Raw genomic sequence first — 15,468 nt, 5'->3', positions numbered from 1 at the left:
CGGCAAGGCGGGCGGCCTTTCAACCGCCCGCCTTGCTTTCCTTCGAACCGGTACCCGCGATCAGGCGAGTTCCGGCGTGATCTTGAGCGTGCCGGAGGTGGCGTGCGAATAGGGGCAGACCTTGTGGCCACCGGCGATCAGGTCCTCGGCCACATCCTTGTCGATGCCCGGCAGGTTGACCTTGACCTTGACGTCGAGGCCGAAGCCCGGGTCCTCGCGCGGGCCGATGCCGACAGTCACGGTCACCTTGGCGTCGTCGGGCACCTTCACCTTCTTTTGACCGGCATAGAATTTCAGGGCACCCAGGAAGCAGGCGGCATAGCCCGTGGCGAACAGCTGCTCGGGGTTCACACCGCCGCCGGGGCCGCCCATTTCCTTGGGAACGGCGAGATTGACGTCGAGCGCACCGTCATGGGTGGCGGAATGACCATCGCGGCCGCCGGTCGCGGTGGCCGAAGCGGAGTAGACAATTTTGGTCGGCATGATGTATTCCTTTCGTACGATTTAATCGTGTGCGATATATACGAGTTTCCGCCGGCTTTCGCAACCCATTCGGCCTTCACGAAGCCGCGAGCCTTACCGGCGATTGCAGCGGCGCGCGCCGCAGCATAGATTTGAGCGACAGGAGACGACTGCAATGGACAACGAAGTTTCGCCCGATAAGTTCATGTTGCGCCCCGAGGCGATGCTCTGTTTCGACCTTTACGCGACCCATCACGCGGTCGGTCAGGTCTACCAGCCGCTTCTGGCCGGGCTGGGCCTGACCTACCCGCAATATCTGGTGATGATCGTGCTTTGGGAAATGGACGGAATCACCGTGGGCGATCTCGGCGCGCGGCTCGACCTGACCTCCTCCACGCTCACGCCGCTGATCAAGCGGCTCGAAAGCCAGGGCCTGGTGTTGCGCCAGCGCGACACGCGCGACGAGCGCAAGGTCCGGGTCCGGTTGACCGCGACCGGCAGGGATCTCGAGGCGGCGGCGCGGCATATTCCCGACTGCGTGGCCGAAGCCTTCGGCCTGCCGCAGGCGCGGCTTGAGGAGGTCCACGCCCTGCTCGGCCAGTTGCGCCGCGCGCTCAAGGCCCATGCCGGAAGCCGGCCTGCCTGACAGCTTACGTCAGCGCCTTGCGCGCGCGCCGGGCGGCTGGTTTCGGGTGCTCAAATCGGGTGGCCCGCCCGCGCCTGCCTGCCTAAGCCGTTGCTCTCGCACAAAAGGAGAGCACCATGCGACTTGAGGGAAAGACAATCATCATCACCGGCGCCAGCAGCGGAATCGGCGCATGCGCGGCCGAACTGTTCGCGGCCGAAGGCGCCAATCTGGTCCTTGGCGCGCGCCGGGAGACCGAACTTGCCTGCATTGCCGGCAAGATCGGCGAAACCGGCCGCAAGGCCACATGGCTGGCGGGCGACGTGGCCGAAGCCGGCTACCACAAGGCGCTGGTCGATCTTGCGGCCTCCGCCTTCGGTGGCCTCGACGGCGCCTTCAACAATGCCGGGACGACCGGAGACATGGGACCGATCCCGGACATGACGGCCGAGAGCTGGGACAAGGTGATTGCCACCAACCTGACGAGCGGGTTTCACGCCGCACGCCACCAGATCCCGGCCATGACGCAGCGTGGCGGCGGTTCGATCGTCTTCACCTCATCCTTCGTCGGCCACACCATCGGACTGCCCGGAATGGGCGCCTACGCCGCCTCCAAGGCCGGGCTCATCGGCCTGGTGCAGGTGCTGGCTGCCGAGCACGGCGCGGACGGCATCCGCGCAAACGCCCTGCTGCCGGGCGGCACCCGTACCCCAATGGCGGGCGACAACGACGCCCATCACGACTGGGTGAAAGGTCTGCATGCCTTGAAGCGGATGGCGGAACCGCAGGAAATCGCCCGGGCGGCACTGTTCCTCGTCTCCGACGACTCGTCCTTCGTGACAGGCAGCGCACTGCTGGCCGACGGCGGCAATTCCATCTGCAAGACCTAACCTGAAAGCCTGCCGGCCCCGGCGGCAGGCCTTTGCCTCGCTTGCGGGCCATGCTTTCCCCATCGCCGCGCGCGTCTCGTGGAAAGCTGCCCCGCCAGGGAGCACCCAAGACTCCGCGCCGGCCTCACGGCGCAAAGCTTGGGGCCGGCATACCCGCGCCGGCGGCGCCTACTGCCCCATCATGGCGCGGTAGGAGCGGGTCTCCCGCTGCGTTGCGTCGAGCCCCAGATCGGCGGCGAAAGCCGCGATGCGTGCCTCCCAGTCGGGCAGGCTGTCGGCATCGTCGGTCATCACCGCGACCTCGACAAAGCATCCGAGTCCGTCGAGCCGGTCGAGCGTGACGTGAAACGCGCCGGCAAAATAGATGTCGCGGCTCTTGGCAAGCCGTCCGGTCTCGACGAAGCCGAGCGCCGAAAGCATGGCGAGCGCCTTGTCCGATCCGTCGAGATCCATGGCCACGCAGCGGTCAGGTCCCGGCCCCTTGCAGATCCACAGAACCCGGCCCGAAGGCTCCATCACGCGCATCACCTGCTGCTGATCATTGGACGCGAGGCGGCCATCGGGCAGATCGAGAAAGATGTCGGTTTCGAGATTGCCGAGGGTGAACGGCACGGCGTTCATTGCCTCGAGCCGTGCCCGGACCGGATCGAGCGTTCCGACGCGATACTTGTTCTCGACCTCGTAGCGCCCGCGAAAATGATCGCCCGGATCGCACAGCATGCCTTTGGTCTCAAGCGACCCCGGCGCCGAAACAGTCTCGCTCATCGCTCAGGCCTTCCGGACCCAGACGCGGGTGTCGTGGAACGCGGCGCCGCCATAGGGCGCGCAGGAATCCGCGCCCGTGAGCGTGTTGATCCCCTCCCCGCCCTCGAAGGCGGAGTTGGGCCAGAGCCCTTCGTGGATGACCACGCCGCGGCGCTGGCCGGCGTCGAGCCGGGCATGCATGCAGAGGTCTCCGCGCTGGTTGCCGAGTTTCACCCGCTCGCCCTCGGCGATCCCGAGCGCCTGCGCATCCTCCGGATGGATCATCAGCACTGGCCGGCCTTCTTTCGCCCGCGAGGACGGGGTCTCCGCGAAACTCGAATTCAGGAACGAGCGCGACGGCGAGGTGGCGAGCCGGAACGGGTGCTCCGCGTCGGCGCTCTCGATCAGTTCGACATGGTCGGGGAACTCCGGCAACTGCTCGACCGGCCCCTGCGGCCCCATCCGCTCGGGCGGCTTGTTGGCGGCGGGCGTGCCGGTCCAGTCGGGGCGGAAGCGGAACCTTCCGTCCTGGTGCGCAAACCCCTTGAGGAAATGCGCGGTCTCGAAATCGGGCTGCAGGTCGGCCCATTTCTCCGCCCGGAAGCTCTTGAAATCGCCCAGGCCGCGCTTTCCGAGCATCCAGTCGATATGGGCGCGCGGCGTCATGCCGAAGCCCGGCTTGTCGGCAACGCCGAGCCGCTGGCCCAGGGCCTCGATCACCTCGTGATTGGAGCGCGGCCCCTCGGGCGGGTCGACCAGCCTGGGGCCGAGCACGATGTGCTGATGGCCGCCGCCGCGATAGATGTCGTCGTGCTCGAGGAACATGGTGGCCGGCAGCACCACGTCGGCAAGCTGCGCGGTATCGGTCATGAACTGCTCGTGGACGGCCACGAACAGATCCTCGCGCCTGAGGCCCGCCACCACCTTGCGCTGCTCGGGCGCCACATTGGCGGGATTGGTGTTCTGGATCAGCATGGCGGTGACCGGGGGGCCGCCATTGAGCGCCTCGGCCTCGCCCGTCAATGCCCGGCCGATCCGCGACTGGTCGAGCCATCTGAGCCGGGGATCGAAGCCGCTGCGGCCTTCGACCAGGCTCTTGTCGAGCCGGAAAATATCGGAATTGGAATGAAACGCGCCGCCGCCCTCGTGCCTATAGCAGCCGGTCACCACAGCCAGCGACAGCGCCGCATGCATGTTGACCGCGCCGTTGCGCTGGCGGGTGAAACCGTAGCCGAGGCGGAAAAAGGTGCGTTTGGTGGTGCCCACGAGCCGCGCGAAGGCTTCGATCTCGGCCACCGGCACGCCGCAGATCGCTTCCGCCCATTGCGGCGTCCGCTCCTTCAAATGTGATTCAAGCCCCGCCGGGTCGTCGCTGAATTCATTGAGATAGTCGCGATCGGCGAGACCTTCGCGGAACAGCACATGCATCACCGCGCAGGCGAAGGCGCCGTCGGTGCCGGGTCGGAGCAGGATCTTGATGTCGGCCTGCTTCATGGTGGGCGTGTCGTAGATGTCGATCACCGCGATCTTGGCGCCGCGTTCCTTTCGCGCGCGGATCGCGTGGGTCATGACATTGACCTGGGTCGAGACCGCATTGGTGCCCCAGATCACCACACAATCGGACTTGGCCATCTCGCGCGGGTCGGGTCCGCGCAGCGCGCCCGTGCCCATGGTGAAGCCGGTCCAGGCCAGATTGGTGCAGAAACTGTCGAACTGATTGGAATAACCTTTGGCATGGCGCAACCGGTTGATGCCGTCGCGCTGCACCAGGCCCATGGTGCCGGCATAGTAGTTGAGCCACACGGTTTCGGCGCCGTGGGCGGCCTCGGCGCGTTCGAATTTTTCGGCGATTAGGTCGAGCGCCGCCTCGAAGCTCGCTTCCTTCCAGCGGCCCTCGCCCTTGGCGCCGTCGCGCACGAGCGGCGTGAGCAGACGCCCGGGATGGCCGATGCGCTCGGCATAGCGCGCCACCTTGGCGCAGATCACGCCCGCGGTGTAGCTGTTGGCGGCATCGCCGCGCACCCGGCCGATGCGGTTGCCGGGCAGCAGATCCACCTCGAGCGCGCAGGTCGAAGGGCAGTCATGCGGACAGGCGGAATGGCCGATGACCGCGGGCTGCGCGAGGGCGGAGACCGGATCGGGGCCGGCGGAATCAAGGGGTGTCGCGTCTGTCATCCTTTCTCTATATGAGAATTCGCGGAGCCGCGCCACGCCGCGCGCGACGACCAGAGCGATCCCGGAACCAGAAGACGCAACGAGCCGATGAACTACCGTCACAGCTACCACGCGGGCAATTTCGCCGATGTGCTCAAACATGCGGTGCTGGCGCAGGTCATCGCCTATCTCAAGCGCAAGGACGCCGCCTTCCGGGTGATCGACACCCATGCGGGAATCGGCAGCTACGATTTGTCCTCGACCGAGGCGCAGAAGACCGGAGAGTGGCACGAAGGCGTGGGCCGGGTGATGGCGGCCCCGCTGTCGCCGGCGCTGGCGGCCTTCCTGTCGCCGTGGCTCGAAACGGTGCGTGCGCTCAACGACGGGAACGGCGCTGCGGAAGGCCCTTCCGCCGCGATTCGCCGCTATCCGGGCTCGCCGTTGATCACCCGCATGCTGCTGCGCAAGCAGGACCGGCTGACCGCGATCGAGCTGCATCCCGAGGACGTGAGCGCGCTGCGGGCGCTGTTTGACGGCGATTACCAGGCCCGCGTGATCGAACTCGACGGCTGGCTCGCGCTCGGCGGCCATCTGCCGCCCAAGGAAAAGCGCGGGCTGGTGCTGATCGATCCGCCGTTCGAACTCGATGGCGAATTCGACCGCATGGTCGATGGGCTCGCCCGCGCCACCCGGCGCTTTCCGGGCGGAACCTACATGCTGTGGCATCCGATCAAGGCGACGAGCCCGCTTTCCGGCTTCGACAGCAAGCTGGTCGCGCTGGGGCGGCCGCGCACGCTCACCGTGCGGCTGCTGACGCGCTCCAACGCGACCGCCACGGGCCTCAATGGCTCGGGGCTGGCGATCGTCAACCCGCCGTTCACGCTGGAAGCCGAGCTCAAGGCGGTGCTGCCCGAACTCGCGGACCTGCTCGCGCAAGCGCCCGGCGCCGGCGCGGAGGTTCGCATGCTGGTGGGCGAGAGCTGAGCTTTCCGCTCCTGCCGCCGCCCCCGCGCTCAGCGCCCGGATGCCTTGCGCCGGGTCTCTTGCGCCGGGGCCGCGCGTCAGGCGGCCTGCCAGGCCGGTGCGCCCCGGGACGGCAACACTTTCGACAGCACGATCTTGTTGCGGCCGGTCTTCTTGGCCTCGTACAGCGCGGAATCGGCAGCCTTGACCAGGGCTTCGGGCAGGCCGCCGAGCGGCATCCGGGTCGCGCAGCCGATCGAGACGGTCAGGCGGATCTCGACACCGTCTCCACAATGGACGGTCATGGCCTCGACCGCAGTGCGCAGCCGCTCGGCCAGCGCCGCGGCTGCGGCCCGACCGGTTTCGGGCAGGATCACCGCGAACTCCTCTCCGCCATAGCGGGTGACGATATCGGCGGGGCGGGTGCGCTCCTGGAACAGGGCCGCGACCTCGCGCAGCACCGCATCGCCGGCGGGGTGTCCGTGGCTGTCGTTGATCCGCTTGAAGTGGTCGATATCGACCATCAGCAGCGACACCGGCCGCTTGCGACGGTCCGCGCCCTTCAACTCGGCCTCGATCCGCTTGTCGAACGCCGCACGGTTGTACACGCCGGTCAGGCCGTCATGGGTCGACCGTCGCTCGAGCTCCCGGTACAGATTGTCGAGGGTGGCGGAAGCGAGGTTGATCGCGGTGGCGAGCTGGCCCAGCTCATCGGTGGTGTTGCGCAGCCGCACCCTGTGGGAAAAGTCCTTCTCGCCGAGCTTGCCGGCCGCCTTGTGCAGTTCCTCGATGGGCTGCAGCATGGAGCGGCCGATCACGCTGACCATGGCGATGAACACGCAAACGCCGATCAGGATGGCGCAGATCAGGGCGAACACACTCTCCTCGCCCACGGTGCTCGCGTTCGCCATCCGCAGCTCCAGCTCATCGAGCGCCTGGTTCTCGATGTTGTGGATGCCGTCATAGATCGGCTCGATCGCGAAATGCGCATGCTTGAAGGCCTGCAACGCGTCCGCCGAGCCGGGAGGATAAAGAAACACCTCGTCCAGAACGGCACGGGTCGCCTGCCAGCGATACTGGGTCTCCTTGATCAGCGCATAGCTCTTCTGGCGCCGGCCATCGGAACCGGTCACGGGCGCCTCGGCAAGCTGGAAGAAGCGCGATTCCACCTTCAACGCGAGATCGACGAAACGCGCCTGTGCGGAAGCATCGCCCTCGACCGCATAGTGATAGGCCACATGATCGGCATTGCGCAGATCGAGCTGCAATTGCAGAACCGGGCTCATCTCGTCGCGCAACTGGTCGACGCTGTACTGGTAGGCCGTCAGAATGGCGCGGCTGGAGGTGATGCCGAGCAGCGCCATCAGCGCCAGGCAGGCCACAGACACGCCGAAGGCAAAGCGGAACCGGGTGTGGATCGACCTTTGCATCGGATAGGCAGCCAGGGAGACCAGCCCGCGCAGGAGCGAGCGCGCGCAGCCGGCCTTCCGGCGCATCCGGCGTGCGCCGCGACCGCCCTCGTCCTTTGTCGCGCCGCGTCTGCAGCGGGCAAACAGGGAATGTTTCCTCACCAGTATCCCTCGTTCATGGCCGGCTGAGACCGGTTCCGGCCGCAAGACTGGCAGAAAAGGTTTGCAACAGGCGAAAGCGGAACTGCTAAATTTGATATGAAGTCGAACCAATCGCAGACCCGCCCACCGATCTCGCGGCCAAACCGGCGTCGGCCGCGCCTTCGCGCTTGCCCAAGCATAGGGCAGGCCATATACCGGGACTCGCATCGTTTTGGAGAACCGCCCATGTCCCTTAAGAGCTTGATCCTGGCAGCGGCCACGTGTTTCAGCGTCTCGCTTTCGAGCTATGCGAGCCCGGCACTGGCCTTCACCGGCGGGCTTTTTCCGTCCTGTGACGCGCCGCAGGTGTTGAGCCATATCCAGAACCGGTTCACCTGGACCGACCGGAATGTGCTCAAGCGCGGCCTTGCCATCAACGCCATCACCGAAGCGCACCACACCCGGGTCAAATACGGCAACGAATACTGGTCCGTTCCCCGGCTCTACTGCCACGGCACGGCGCACATGAACGACGGCCACAAGCGCACGATCTGGTGGCTGATCGAAGGCGGCATGGGCTTTGCCGGGCTGGGCGACAATCTCGAATTCTGCATCGACGGGCTAGACCCCTGGAAGGTGCATGGCGCCTGGTGCCGCTCGGTCCGCTGAGCGGACCCGATGACTGCCGCCCTGCCCCCCAGAATAGGCCTGGCGCTGGCACTGGCCGCGCTGCTGGTGCTCTGCGTCAACGCCATGACGCCCCGCGCATGGGCCGCCGCAGACGAGCCCGTCCCTGACCTCCCCCTCGGCGGTGGCTTCGATTTCTACGTGCTGTCGCTGTCCTGGTCGCCAGCCTATTGCCGGCTCGAGGGCGCCAACGCCAATCGCGACCAATGCGCCAACCGCGACCTGGGCTTCGTGGTGCACGGCCTGTGGCCGCAATTCGAGACCGGCTATCCGCAATACTGCCCCTCGCGCCTGTCCGAGCGCGTTCCGGACTGGGTCGGCCGGAGATACACCGACATCATGCCGTCCCTCGGCCTGATCGGACATCAATGGCGCAAGCACGGCACCTGTTCGCGCCTGTCGCACTCGGATTATTTCCGCGTGACCCGCGCCGCGCGCGAGCGGATCACTGTGCCGCCGGCCTTCACCCCCGACAATCCGCCGGCCCGCATCGACGCGGTCGAGGTGGAAGACGCCTTCATCGCCGCCAATCCCGGCATGACGCGCGACGGCATCGCCGTCTCGTGCCAGAGCGGGCTGTTGCGCGAGGTCAGGATCTGCATGACCCTAACGCTTCGGCTGCGCGACTGCCCGGAAGTCGATCAGGCGGGCTGCATGCTCCCCGATCTTGAAGTTCCCGACTCTGACTGAAAGGGGCATGTGCCCCCACCCGAATATGAAAGGCTGATCCGATGAAGATCCTCTATTCCCCCGCGTCGCCCTATTCCGCCAAGGTGCGGATGGCTGCGCAGCTCGCAGGCCTCGACGCCGAGGGCGTTCTGACCGACACCACGGCAGCGCCGGCCGAACTGGTCGACAACAATCCGCTCGGCAAGATTCCCGTTCTCGTGACCGACGACGGTCTGTCGGTCTATGACAGCCGCGCCATCATGCAGTTCATCGACCGGACCGGCAACAAGCGGCTTTATCCCCGCAACGCCGCCAAGCGCACCGAAGTGGAGGTGCTTGAGGCGTTGTGCGACGGCATCTGCGACTGCCTGCTCGCGATCATGTATGAGCGCCGGTTCCGGCCCGAGGACAAGGTGCACCAGGGCTGGATCGACAAGCAGTGGACCAAGGTCACGCGCGCGCTCGACCATCTCGAAGCCAACCTTCCGCGCAGCACCAAGGCGCTCAATGGCGGCCATCTGGCGCTTGCGGCGCTGACCGGCTACCTGGCGCTGAGGTTCCCCGGACAGTGGGAACGCGGCCGCCCGAAGCTCAAGCGCTGGAGCGCGAAATTCGCGGCCAGCTTCCCCGAACTCGATACGCTGCGTCCGAAGCAGTGATGGAGCGGCCACCCAGAGAGGAAGGGCTCGGCCACGTCCTCGCTGCCGCCCGCTATTCGCTGGGCGGGGCCAGGCGGCTGTGGCGCGAGACCGCCTTCCGGCACGAAACCCTGGCTTTCGCCGGCATCCTGGTGCTGTTCCTGGGTGTCGGCGCGCCGCTGTGGGGCCTTGTCGGGGCCGCACTTCTCTTTCTCGTCACCGTGGCCGTGGAAGCGCTTAACACGGCGGTGGAAGTGCTGACCGACCACGCCTCGCCCGGCTATTCGCAGATGGCCGGCTACGCCAAGGACCTGGGCTCGTTTGCGGTGTTCTGCCTGCTCATCGCCAATGGCATCTGGGTCGCCTATGTGCTGGCCGCCACCTGGGGCTGGGCGGCCTGAACGAAAAAGGCCCGGTGCTGCGCACCGGGCCCTTTCCACCAATCGCGGATGGCGCGATTAGAACTTCATGCCGATACCGAGACGGACCGAATGGTCGTCGAAGCCCGTCGACACATTGGTGCCGCCGATGTTGTAGTCTTCCGAACCGTAATCGGTGTAGCGGTATTCGAGCCGGGTGGTGATGGTGTCGGTCACGAAAGCTTCCGCACCGGCGCCCACGGTCCAGCCGAGGTGGGTGTTCTTGTCCGACCCGGCCAGGCTCGACAGCTCGGCATTGGTCGCGGCGATACCGCCGGTTGCGTAGAGCAGGAACGGGTTCACGTCGAGACCGAGGCGCGCACGCAGCGAGCCGTTGACACCCTGTTCACCGGTGAAGCCGGCCGAGGTCACGTCGGCGCCGGAATAGCCGATATCGGCTTCCAGACCGTAGACGATGTTGTCGGACTGCCAGTTGTAGCCGCCGTACAGACCGCCGCCGAAGCCGTCGGCGTCGCCGGGCAGTACGTCGAACTTGCCCCACTTGTATTCACCGTATCCACCGACGTAGCCACCGGCCCAAACGAAGGTCTGGGGCAGGACTTCGGCAACCGGGGGCTCCGGCGGCTGTTCCATGATCGCGTCCGCGGCCAGCACGGGACCGGCGAGCGGCAAGGTAAGGGCTGCGGCCAGCAATGCCAGTTTACGAGTACGCATGAGTAATCTCCTTGTTTGTTCCCGCCCCAACTGCAAACGAAGGACGGGCCGAGTTGTTCCGGCCCGAACCAACCGACGGGCGCGAAATGTGAGGGGCAGGTGGGAAGTCCGCCCCGGCAGACTGGAAGATGGAGGCCGATTGCGGCGGGCACGAAGCGGGAATGTGGAAACACGAAGGCAGAAAAAGGGCAGGCTTCACTGTTGCCGATCAGCAACAAAAACGGCGTGAAAGCCGGAAATCAGGGATTCCGACCCGGATCGGCCCGCGTCTGCCGGCCATTGCGCATCGGGGGACAGCACCTATATGTCAGCCACCCGACCACAAACCCGCGAGCGTTGATTCCCAGGCATGTTGAGCATTGTGACCCTGATAGCGGGCCTGGTCCTGCTTGTCTTCGCAGGTGACTATCTGGTCCGCGGTGCGGTCGCCCTCGCCGAAAAGCTTTCCATCGATCCCCTGATCATCGGCTTGACCGTCGTCGCCTTCGGCACGTCCGCGCCGGAACTGTTCGTGTCGCTGCAGGCGGCCTTCGACGGCGTGTCCGGCATCGCCATCGGCAACATCGTCGGCTCCAACATCGCCAATGTGCTGCTGGTGCTCGGCGCGCCGGCGCTGCTGTCGAGCATCCGCTGCCGCGAGGACGGGCTCGGCGTCTCGCTGGTGATGATGATGGTGCTGACGCTGGTGCTGATGGTGATGATGTGGTTCGAACCGCTGAGCCGGCTCGATGGAACCATCCTGATGGTGCTGATCGGCGGCTACCTCGTCTGGCAGATCAGGGTGGCGCGCCGGCACCAGATGGCCGACGTGCCCGACTACCACGACGAAGTCGACGGCCTGCCGCAGGGGACCTGGAAGACGCTTCTGTTCATCGGCGGCGGGCTGGTCGGCCTGCCGGTCGGGGCCTGGCTCACGGTCGAAGGCGCCTCCCACATCGCGCGCATGCTCGGCGCCACCGAGACCGCCATCGGGCTGACCATCGTCGCCGTCGGCACGTCGCTGCCGGAACTGGTGACATCGGTGATGGCCGCGTGGCGCAAGTCCGGCGCGGTGATGATCGGCAATGTTGTCGGCTCCAACATCTTCAATATCGGCCTCATTCTCGGCGGCACCTCCGTGATCCTGCCGCTCGACGTCGACCAACGCATCATTTCGATCGACATGTGGGTGATGTTCGCCTGCGGCCTGTTGCTGCTGGCGCTTGCGCACTGGAACCTGCCGCTGAGAAAATTGGGCGGCACCGCTATGCTTGTGGCCTTCGCGATCTATATCGTCTCGATATTCTAGGCACTGAGGCGGACCGCAGCCCGAAATGCGGGCCGGCCGGGGGGAAGTGATGACGACCGACATGCCAACGGTACTGGTCACGGGCGCTGCGCGCCGGATCGGCAAGGCCATCGCGCTCGATCTCGGCGCGCATGGCTTTCGCGTCGCCGTCCACGCCAACCGCAGCCGCGACGGGGCCGAAGCGGTGGCCGCCAGCATCACCGGCTCAGGCGGCCGGGCGGAGGTGTTTCTGGCGGATCTGTCCGACGGCGCGGCGGTGCGGCGGCTGCATGCCGAGATTTCGGAACGGCTCGGGGCGCCCGGCATCATCATCAACAACGCTTCCGTGTTCGAGGACGACGACATCCGCAGCTTCGACGAGGCCGCCTTCGACAAGAACTTCGCCATCCACGTCAAGGCGCCGGCGATCCTCGCCGAATGCATGGCGGCAAGCCTCCCCGATGCGGCTGACGGCCTGATCGTCAACATCATCGACCAGCGGGTGTGGCGGCTCACGCCGCGCTTCTTCTCCTACACGCTGTCGAAATCGGCGCTGTGGACGGCGACGCAGACCATGGCGCTGGCCCTCGCCCCGCGCATTCGCGTCAATGCCATCGGCCCCGGCCCGACGCTTGCCAACGAGCGCCAGAGCGCGGAGGATTTCGCCCGCCAGGTCGATGCCGTGCCGCTCGAACGCGGACCGGCGCTTGGCGAATTCGGCGCCACCATCCGCTACCTGCACCAGGCGCGCTCGGTCACCGGGCAGATGATCGCACTCGACGGCGGCCAGCACATGGCCTGGAAAACCCCGGACGTGGTGAACGTGGGTGAATAGCCCGGCCTTCGGGCAGCCCCGAAGCCAGGCATCGCCATCGGCCTCGCTCAGGCCTTGGCTGCCCGGCGGGCGCGCTCGATATCGGTCATGCCGTCATGGTCGCCCATCTCGCGCAACGGCGCATCGTCCCACCAGTCCGGGCGCAGCGGCTTGCGATCGGGATTGACGGGGTAGACGACCCGGTTTTCCGCCTTGGAGGTTTCCCCCACCACCAGGAGCCGCACCTCGGCGTCGCTGTTGTTGAGAAAACTGTGGGACTGGCCGGTTCCGGCGGGAAAGCCGACCGAATCTCCCGGTGCAAGCCGGTGCAGCACGCCGTCGAGCCAGACATCCGGCGCGCCTTCCAGCACATAGACGAACTCTTCCTCATGGCTTTCGGCATGGGGAAAAGAGGTGCGCCGGCCGGGCGGCAGCCGCACGTGGTGAATGCCGAGCCGATCGAGGCCAAAGTGCCGGCCGAGCGCCGCGCCGATCCCCAGGAGTTCGTCGTCATCGCGGTAGCGCGCGTCGTCCGGGCCCTCGACGTCGGACCAGTGGGCAATGCAGGCGGGGCGTTTGGAGGGCATGAGGAGAAATCCTGTGCGAGGGGTGATCTGCGCGGGACGGCAGCGTGGTCGGCCTGAAGCCTGGCGGCCGGCCGCGCGTCCTGCAACCGATTTTTCAGGAACGGTAGGACAGATTCTGTCAGCAGCCCGGCCTGCGCTTGATAATTCGGTCTCCCCACGCCAGATAACGGCATGAGACGCACCTCCCCCTTGCCCGTTTCGGCCCCAGGGCTGATAAGATCGCGCCATGACTCGCCAGCACGCCCCTTCTCCACAAAAGCCCGCACACGCAAAGCCCGATGACGGCGGCGTGATCTATGCGGAGACGGATGCCGACGAGGACGACGCTCAGGAGGCCGATATCCCCTCGCCCGCCGATGTCGCCAATGTCGCGGGCATAGAATGGAACGAGAGCCCGGTCCGCGAAGACGGCCTGAAGGGCGCGGCCGTGATCCAGGCCTTCGTCAGGCACCTGCCCAACCAGCCCGGCGTCTACCGGATGATGAACGAGGCCGGCGACGTGCTCTATGTGGGCAAGGCGCGCAGCCTGAAGAAACGGGTGACGAACTACGCGCAGGGGCGCGGCCATTCCAACCGCATCACCCGCATGATCGCGCAGACGGTCAACATGGAGTTCGTCACCACGCGCACCGAAACCGAGGCGCTGCTGCTCGAGGCCAACCTGATCAAGCGCCTGAAGCCGCGCTTCAACGTGCTGATGCGCGACGACAAGTCGTTCCCCTATATCCTGATCACCGGCGACCACGCGGCGCCGGCGATCTTCAAGCATCGCGGCGCGCGCGCCCGCAAGGGCAGCTATTTCGGCCCCTTCGCCTCCGCCGGCGCGGTCGGCCGCACCATCAACGCGCTGCAGCGCGCGTTTCTCTTGAGGACCTGCACCGACAGCGTCTATGACAGCCGCACCCGGCCGTGCCTGCTCTACCAGATCAAGCGCTGCTCGGGCCCCTGCACCGGCGAGATCGACGCCGAGGGCTATGGACGGCTGGTGGGCGAAGCCAAGGATTTCCTGTCCGGGCGCAGCCAGGCGGTGAAGGCGCAGCTTGCGGGCGCCATGCAGGCAGCCTCCGAAGACCTCGATTTCGAGCGCGCCGCGGTCTACCGCGACCGCCTGGCCGCCTTGAGCCATGTGCAGAGCCACCAGGGCATCAACCCGCGCACGGTCGAGGAGGCGGACGTCTTCGCCATCCACCACGATGCCGGCATGGCCTGCATCCAGGTGTTCTTCTTCCGCACCGGGCAGAACTGGGGCAACCGCGCCTATTTCCCCAAGGCCGACCCGTCGCTGGCGCCCGGCGAAATCCTCGGCGCCTTCATCAGCCAGTTCTACGACGACAAGCCGACCCCGCGGATGATCCTGGTCTCGGACGATTTCGAGGACCGGGAACTGCTGCAGGAGGCGCTCGGCGTGCGCATGGACCGGAAGGTGTCGATCAGCGTGCCGCAGCGCGGCGAAAAGCGCGAACTGGTGGACCAGGTGCTGTCGAACGCGCGCGAGGCCCATGGCCGCAACCTGGCCGAGACCGCCTCGCAGGCGCGGCTGCTGCAGGGGCTGGCCGAGACCTTCAACCTGCCCTTCCCGCCGCGGCGAATCGAGGTCTACGACAACTCCCACATCATGGGCACCAATGCGGTCGGCGGCATGATCGTGGCCGGGCCGGAAGGCTTCGCCAAGAGCCAGTACCGCAAGTTCAACATCAAATCGACCGACATCACCCCGGGCGACGATTTCGGCATGATGCGCGAGGTCATGACGCGGCGCTTCTCGCGGCTGATCAAGGAGCATGGCGAGGGGCCGGTCAGGCCCGACGAGGCGGACGACACCGATGCGACGCCCTCGGCCGGCATGCCCGCCTGGCCGGATCTGGTGCTGATCGACGGCGGCAAGGGCCAGATGAGTGCGGTCCGGGCGATCCTCGACGAGCTCGGCATCGCCGACAAGGTGACCGCCATCGGCGTCGCCAAGGGCATGCACCGCGAGGCGGGCCGCGAGCGCTTCTTCGTCGACGGCAAGCCCGATTTCACCCTGCCGCCGCGCGACCCGGTGCTCTATTTCGTCCAGCGCCTGCGCGACGAGGCGCACCGCTTCGCCATCGGCTCGCACCGGGCGCGGCGCAAGAAGGAGATGGTCGCCAATCCGCTCGACGAAATCGCGGGAATCGGGCCTGCGCGCAAGCGCGCGCTGCTGCACCATTTCGGCACCGCCAAGGCGGTTTCACGCGCAGGCGTGGATGACCTGATCAAGGTCGAAGGCATTTCCGAGGCTGTGGCCGAACTCATCTACAACCATTTTCACGAGGAGAACCGGTAGCAGGTACCGGAATTCC

General features: G+C 66.5%; 16 protein-coding genes. 10 read left to right on the top strand and 6 right to left on the bottom strand.

The window, feature by feature from the left end:
* Window positions 1–60 precede the first annotated feature (60 nt).
* Window positions 61–483, bottom strand: coding sequence for an organic hydroperoxide resistance protein (locus AWJ14_RS20805; protein ID WP_066184132.1), 423 nt, complete (start codon window positions 481–483; stop codon window positions 61–63).
* 154 nt (window positions 484–637) lie between these two features.
* On the opposite strand from AWJ14_RS20805, the gene AWJ14_RS20800 reads away from it, so the two are divergent.
* Together AWJ14_RS20800 and AWJ14_RS20795 are read left to right on the top strand one after the other, a co-directional pair.
* The gene (locus tag AWJ14_RS20800; protein ID WP_066184129.1) at window positions 638–1,108 is read left to right on the top strand and encodes a MarR family winged helix-turn-helix transcriptional regulator; all 471 of its coding nucleotides are present in this window, start codon (window positions 638–640) and stop codon (window positions 1,106–1,108) included.
* Between the two features lie 116 nt (window positions 1,109–1,224).
* Window positions 1,225–1,977 carry an SDR family oxidoreductase gene (locus AWJ14_RS20795; protein WP_066184126.1) on the top strand — a complete coding sequence of 251 codons (753 nt, stop codon included), beginning with the start codon at window positions 1,225–1,227 and terminating at the stop codon, window positions 1,975–1,977.
* Window positions 1,978–2,145: 168 nt separating this feature from the next.
* Here AWJ14_RS20795 and AWJ14_RS20790 read toward each other — a convergent pair whose 3' ends face one another.
* Together AWJ14_RS20790 and AWJ14_RS20785 are read right to left on the bottom strand one after the other, a co-directional pair.
* A complete protein-coding gene (locus tag AWJ14_RS20790) occupies window positions 2,146–2,742 on the bottom strand; it encodes a class IV adenylate cyclase (RefSeq protein WP_083220406.1) in 597 nt (198 codons plus the stop codon).
* A gap of 3 nt (window positions 2,743–2,745) precedes the next feature.
* Entirely contained in the window at window positions 2,746–4,896 is a 2,151-nt protein-coding gene (locus tag AWJ14_RS20785; RefSeq protein ID WP_083220405.1) for a molybdopterin-containing oxidoreductase family protein, read from the bottom strand.
* 87 nt (window positions 4,897–4,983) lie between these two features.
* Here AWJ14_RS20785 and AWJ14_RS20780 point away from each other — a divergent pair, with 87 nt between their 5' ends.
* Window positions 4,984–5,859, top strand: coding sequence for a 23S rRNA (adenine(2030)-N(6))-methyltransferase RlmJ (locus tag AWJ14_RS20780; RefSeq protein ID WP_066184123.1), 876 nt, complete (start codon window positions 4,984–4,986; stop codon window positions 5,857–5,859).
* 77 nt (window positions 5,860–5,936) lie between these two features.
* Here AWJ14_RS20780 and AWJ14_RS20775 read toward each other — a convergent pair whose 3' ends face one another.
* On the bottom strand, window positions 5,937–7,334 hold the full coding sequence (locus tag AWJ14_RS20775; protein WP_066184120.1) for a GGDEF domain-containing protein: 1,398 nt from the start codon (window positions 7,332–7,334) through the stop codon (window positions 5,937–5,939).
* 300 nt (window positions 7,335–7,634) lie between these two features.
* On the opposite strand from AWJ14_RS20775, the gene AWJ14_RS22060 reads away from it, so the two are divergent.
* From AWJ14_RS22060 to AWJ14_RS20755, 4 genes are read left to right on the top strand one after another with little or no spacing between them, the layout of a single operon-like run.
* Window positions 7,635–8,057 carry a hypothetical protein gene (locus AWJ14_RS22060; RefSeq protein WP_066184114.1) on the top strand — a complete coding sequence of 141 codons (423 nt, stop codon included), beginning with the start codon at window positions 7,635–7,637 and terminating at the stop codon, window positions 8,055–8,057.
* A 9-nt stretch (window positions 8,058–8,066) separates the two neighbouring features.
* Complete coding sequence (locus tag AWJ14_RS20765; protein ID WP_083220402.1) at window positions 8,067–8,765, top strand: ribonuclease T2 family protein; 699 nt, start codon at window positions 8,067–8,069, stop codon at window positions 8,763–8,765.
* A gap of 41 nt (window positions 8,766–8,806) precedes the next feature.
* A complete protein-coding gene (locus tag AWJ14_RS20760) occupies window positions 8,807–9,403 on the top strand; it encodes a glutathione S-transferase (RefSeq protein ID WP_066184111.1) in 597 nt (198 codons plus the stop codon).
* A complete protein-coding gene (locus tag AWJ14_RS20755) occupies window positions 9,403–9,783 on the top strand; it encodes a diacylglycerol kinase (protein WP_066184108.1) in 381 nt (126 codons plus the stop codon). The genes AWJ14_RS20760 and AWJ14_RS20755 overlap by 1 nt, the downstream gene beginning before the upstream one ends.
* Window positions 9,784–9,840: 57 nt before the next feature.
* Here the strand turns inward: AWJ14_RS20755 and AWJ14_RS20750 are convergent, their stop codons facing one another.
* Window positions 9,841–10,476 (bottom strand): outer membrane protein, encoded by a 636-nt coding sequence (locus tag AWJ14_RS20750; protein ID WP_066184106.1) that lies wholly within the window; start codon window positions 10,474–10,476, stop codon window positions 9,841–9,843.
* Between the two features lie 349 nt (window positions 10,477–10,825).
* On the opposite strand from AWJ14_RS20750, the gene AWJ14_RS20745 reads away from it, so the two are divergent.
* Together AWJ14_RS20745 and AWJ14_RS20740 are read left to right on the top strand one after the other, a co-directional pair.
* Entirely contained in the window at window positions 10,826–11,764 is a 939-nt protein-coding gene (locus AWJ14_RS20745; RefSeq protein WP_066184102.1) for a calcium/sodium antiporter, read from the top strand.
* Between the two features lie 49 nt (window positions 11,765–11,813).
* Window positions 11,814–12,578, top strand: a complete 765-nt coding sequence (locus tag AWJ14_RS20740) for an SDR family oxidoreductase (RefSeq protein ID WP_066184207.1) — start codon at window positions 11,814–11,816, stop codon at window positions 12,576–12,578.
* 47 nt (window positions 12,579–12,625) lie between these two features.
* On the opposite strand, the gene AWJ14_RS20735 is transcribed toward AWJ14_RS20740, so the two are convergent.
* Complete coding sequence (locus AWJ14_RS20735; RefSeq protein ID WP_066184099.1) at window positions 12,626–13,144, bottom strand: cupin domain-containing protein; 519 nt, start codon at window positions 13,142–13,144, stop codon at window positions 12,626–12,628.
* A 226-nt stretch (window positions 13,145–13,370) separates the two neighbouring features.
* Between AWJ14_RS20735 and uvrC the strand changes: the two genes are divergently transcribed.
* Window positions 13,371–15,452, top strand: coding sequence for an excinuclease ABC subunit UvrC (gene uvrC / locus AWJ14_RS20730; RefSeq protein ID WP_066184096.1), 2,082 nt, complete (start codon window positions 13,371–13,373; stop codon window positions 15,450–15,452).
* Window positions 15,453–15,468 lie beyond the last annotated feature (16 nt).

The organism is Parahoeflea olei (genome assembly GCF_001703635.1).
In the GTDB taxonomy this organism is placed as follows: domain Bacteria; phylum Pseudomonadota; class Alphaproteobacteria; order Rhizobiales; family Rhizobiaceae; genus Hoeflea; species Hoeflea olei.
This window is presented reverse-complemented; position numbering and strand designations above follow the sequence as displayed.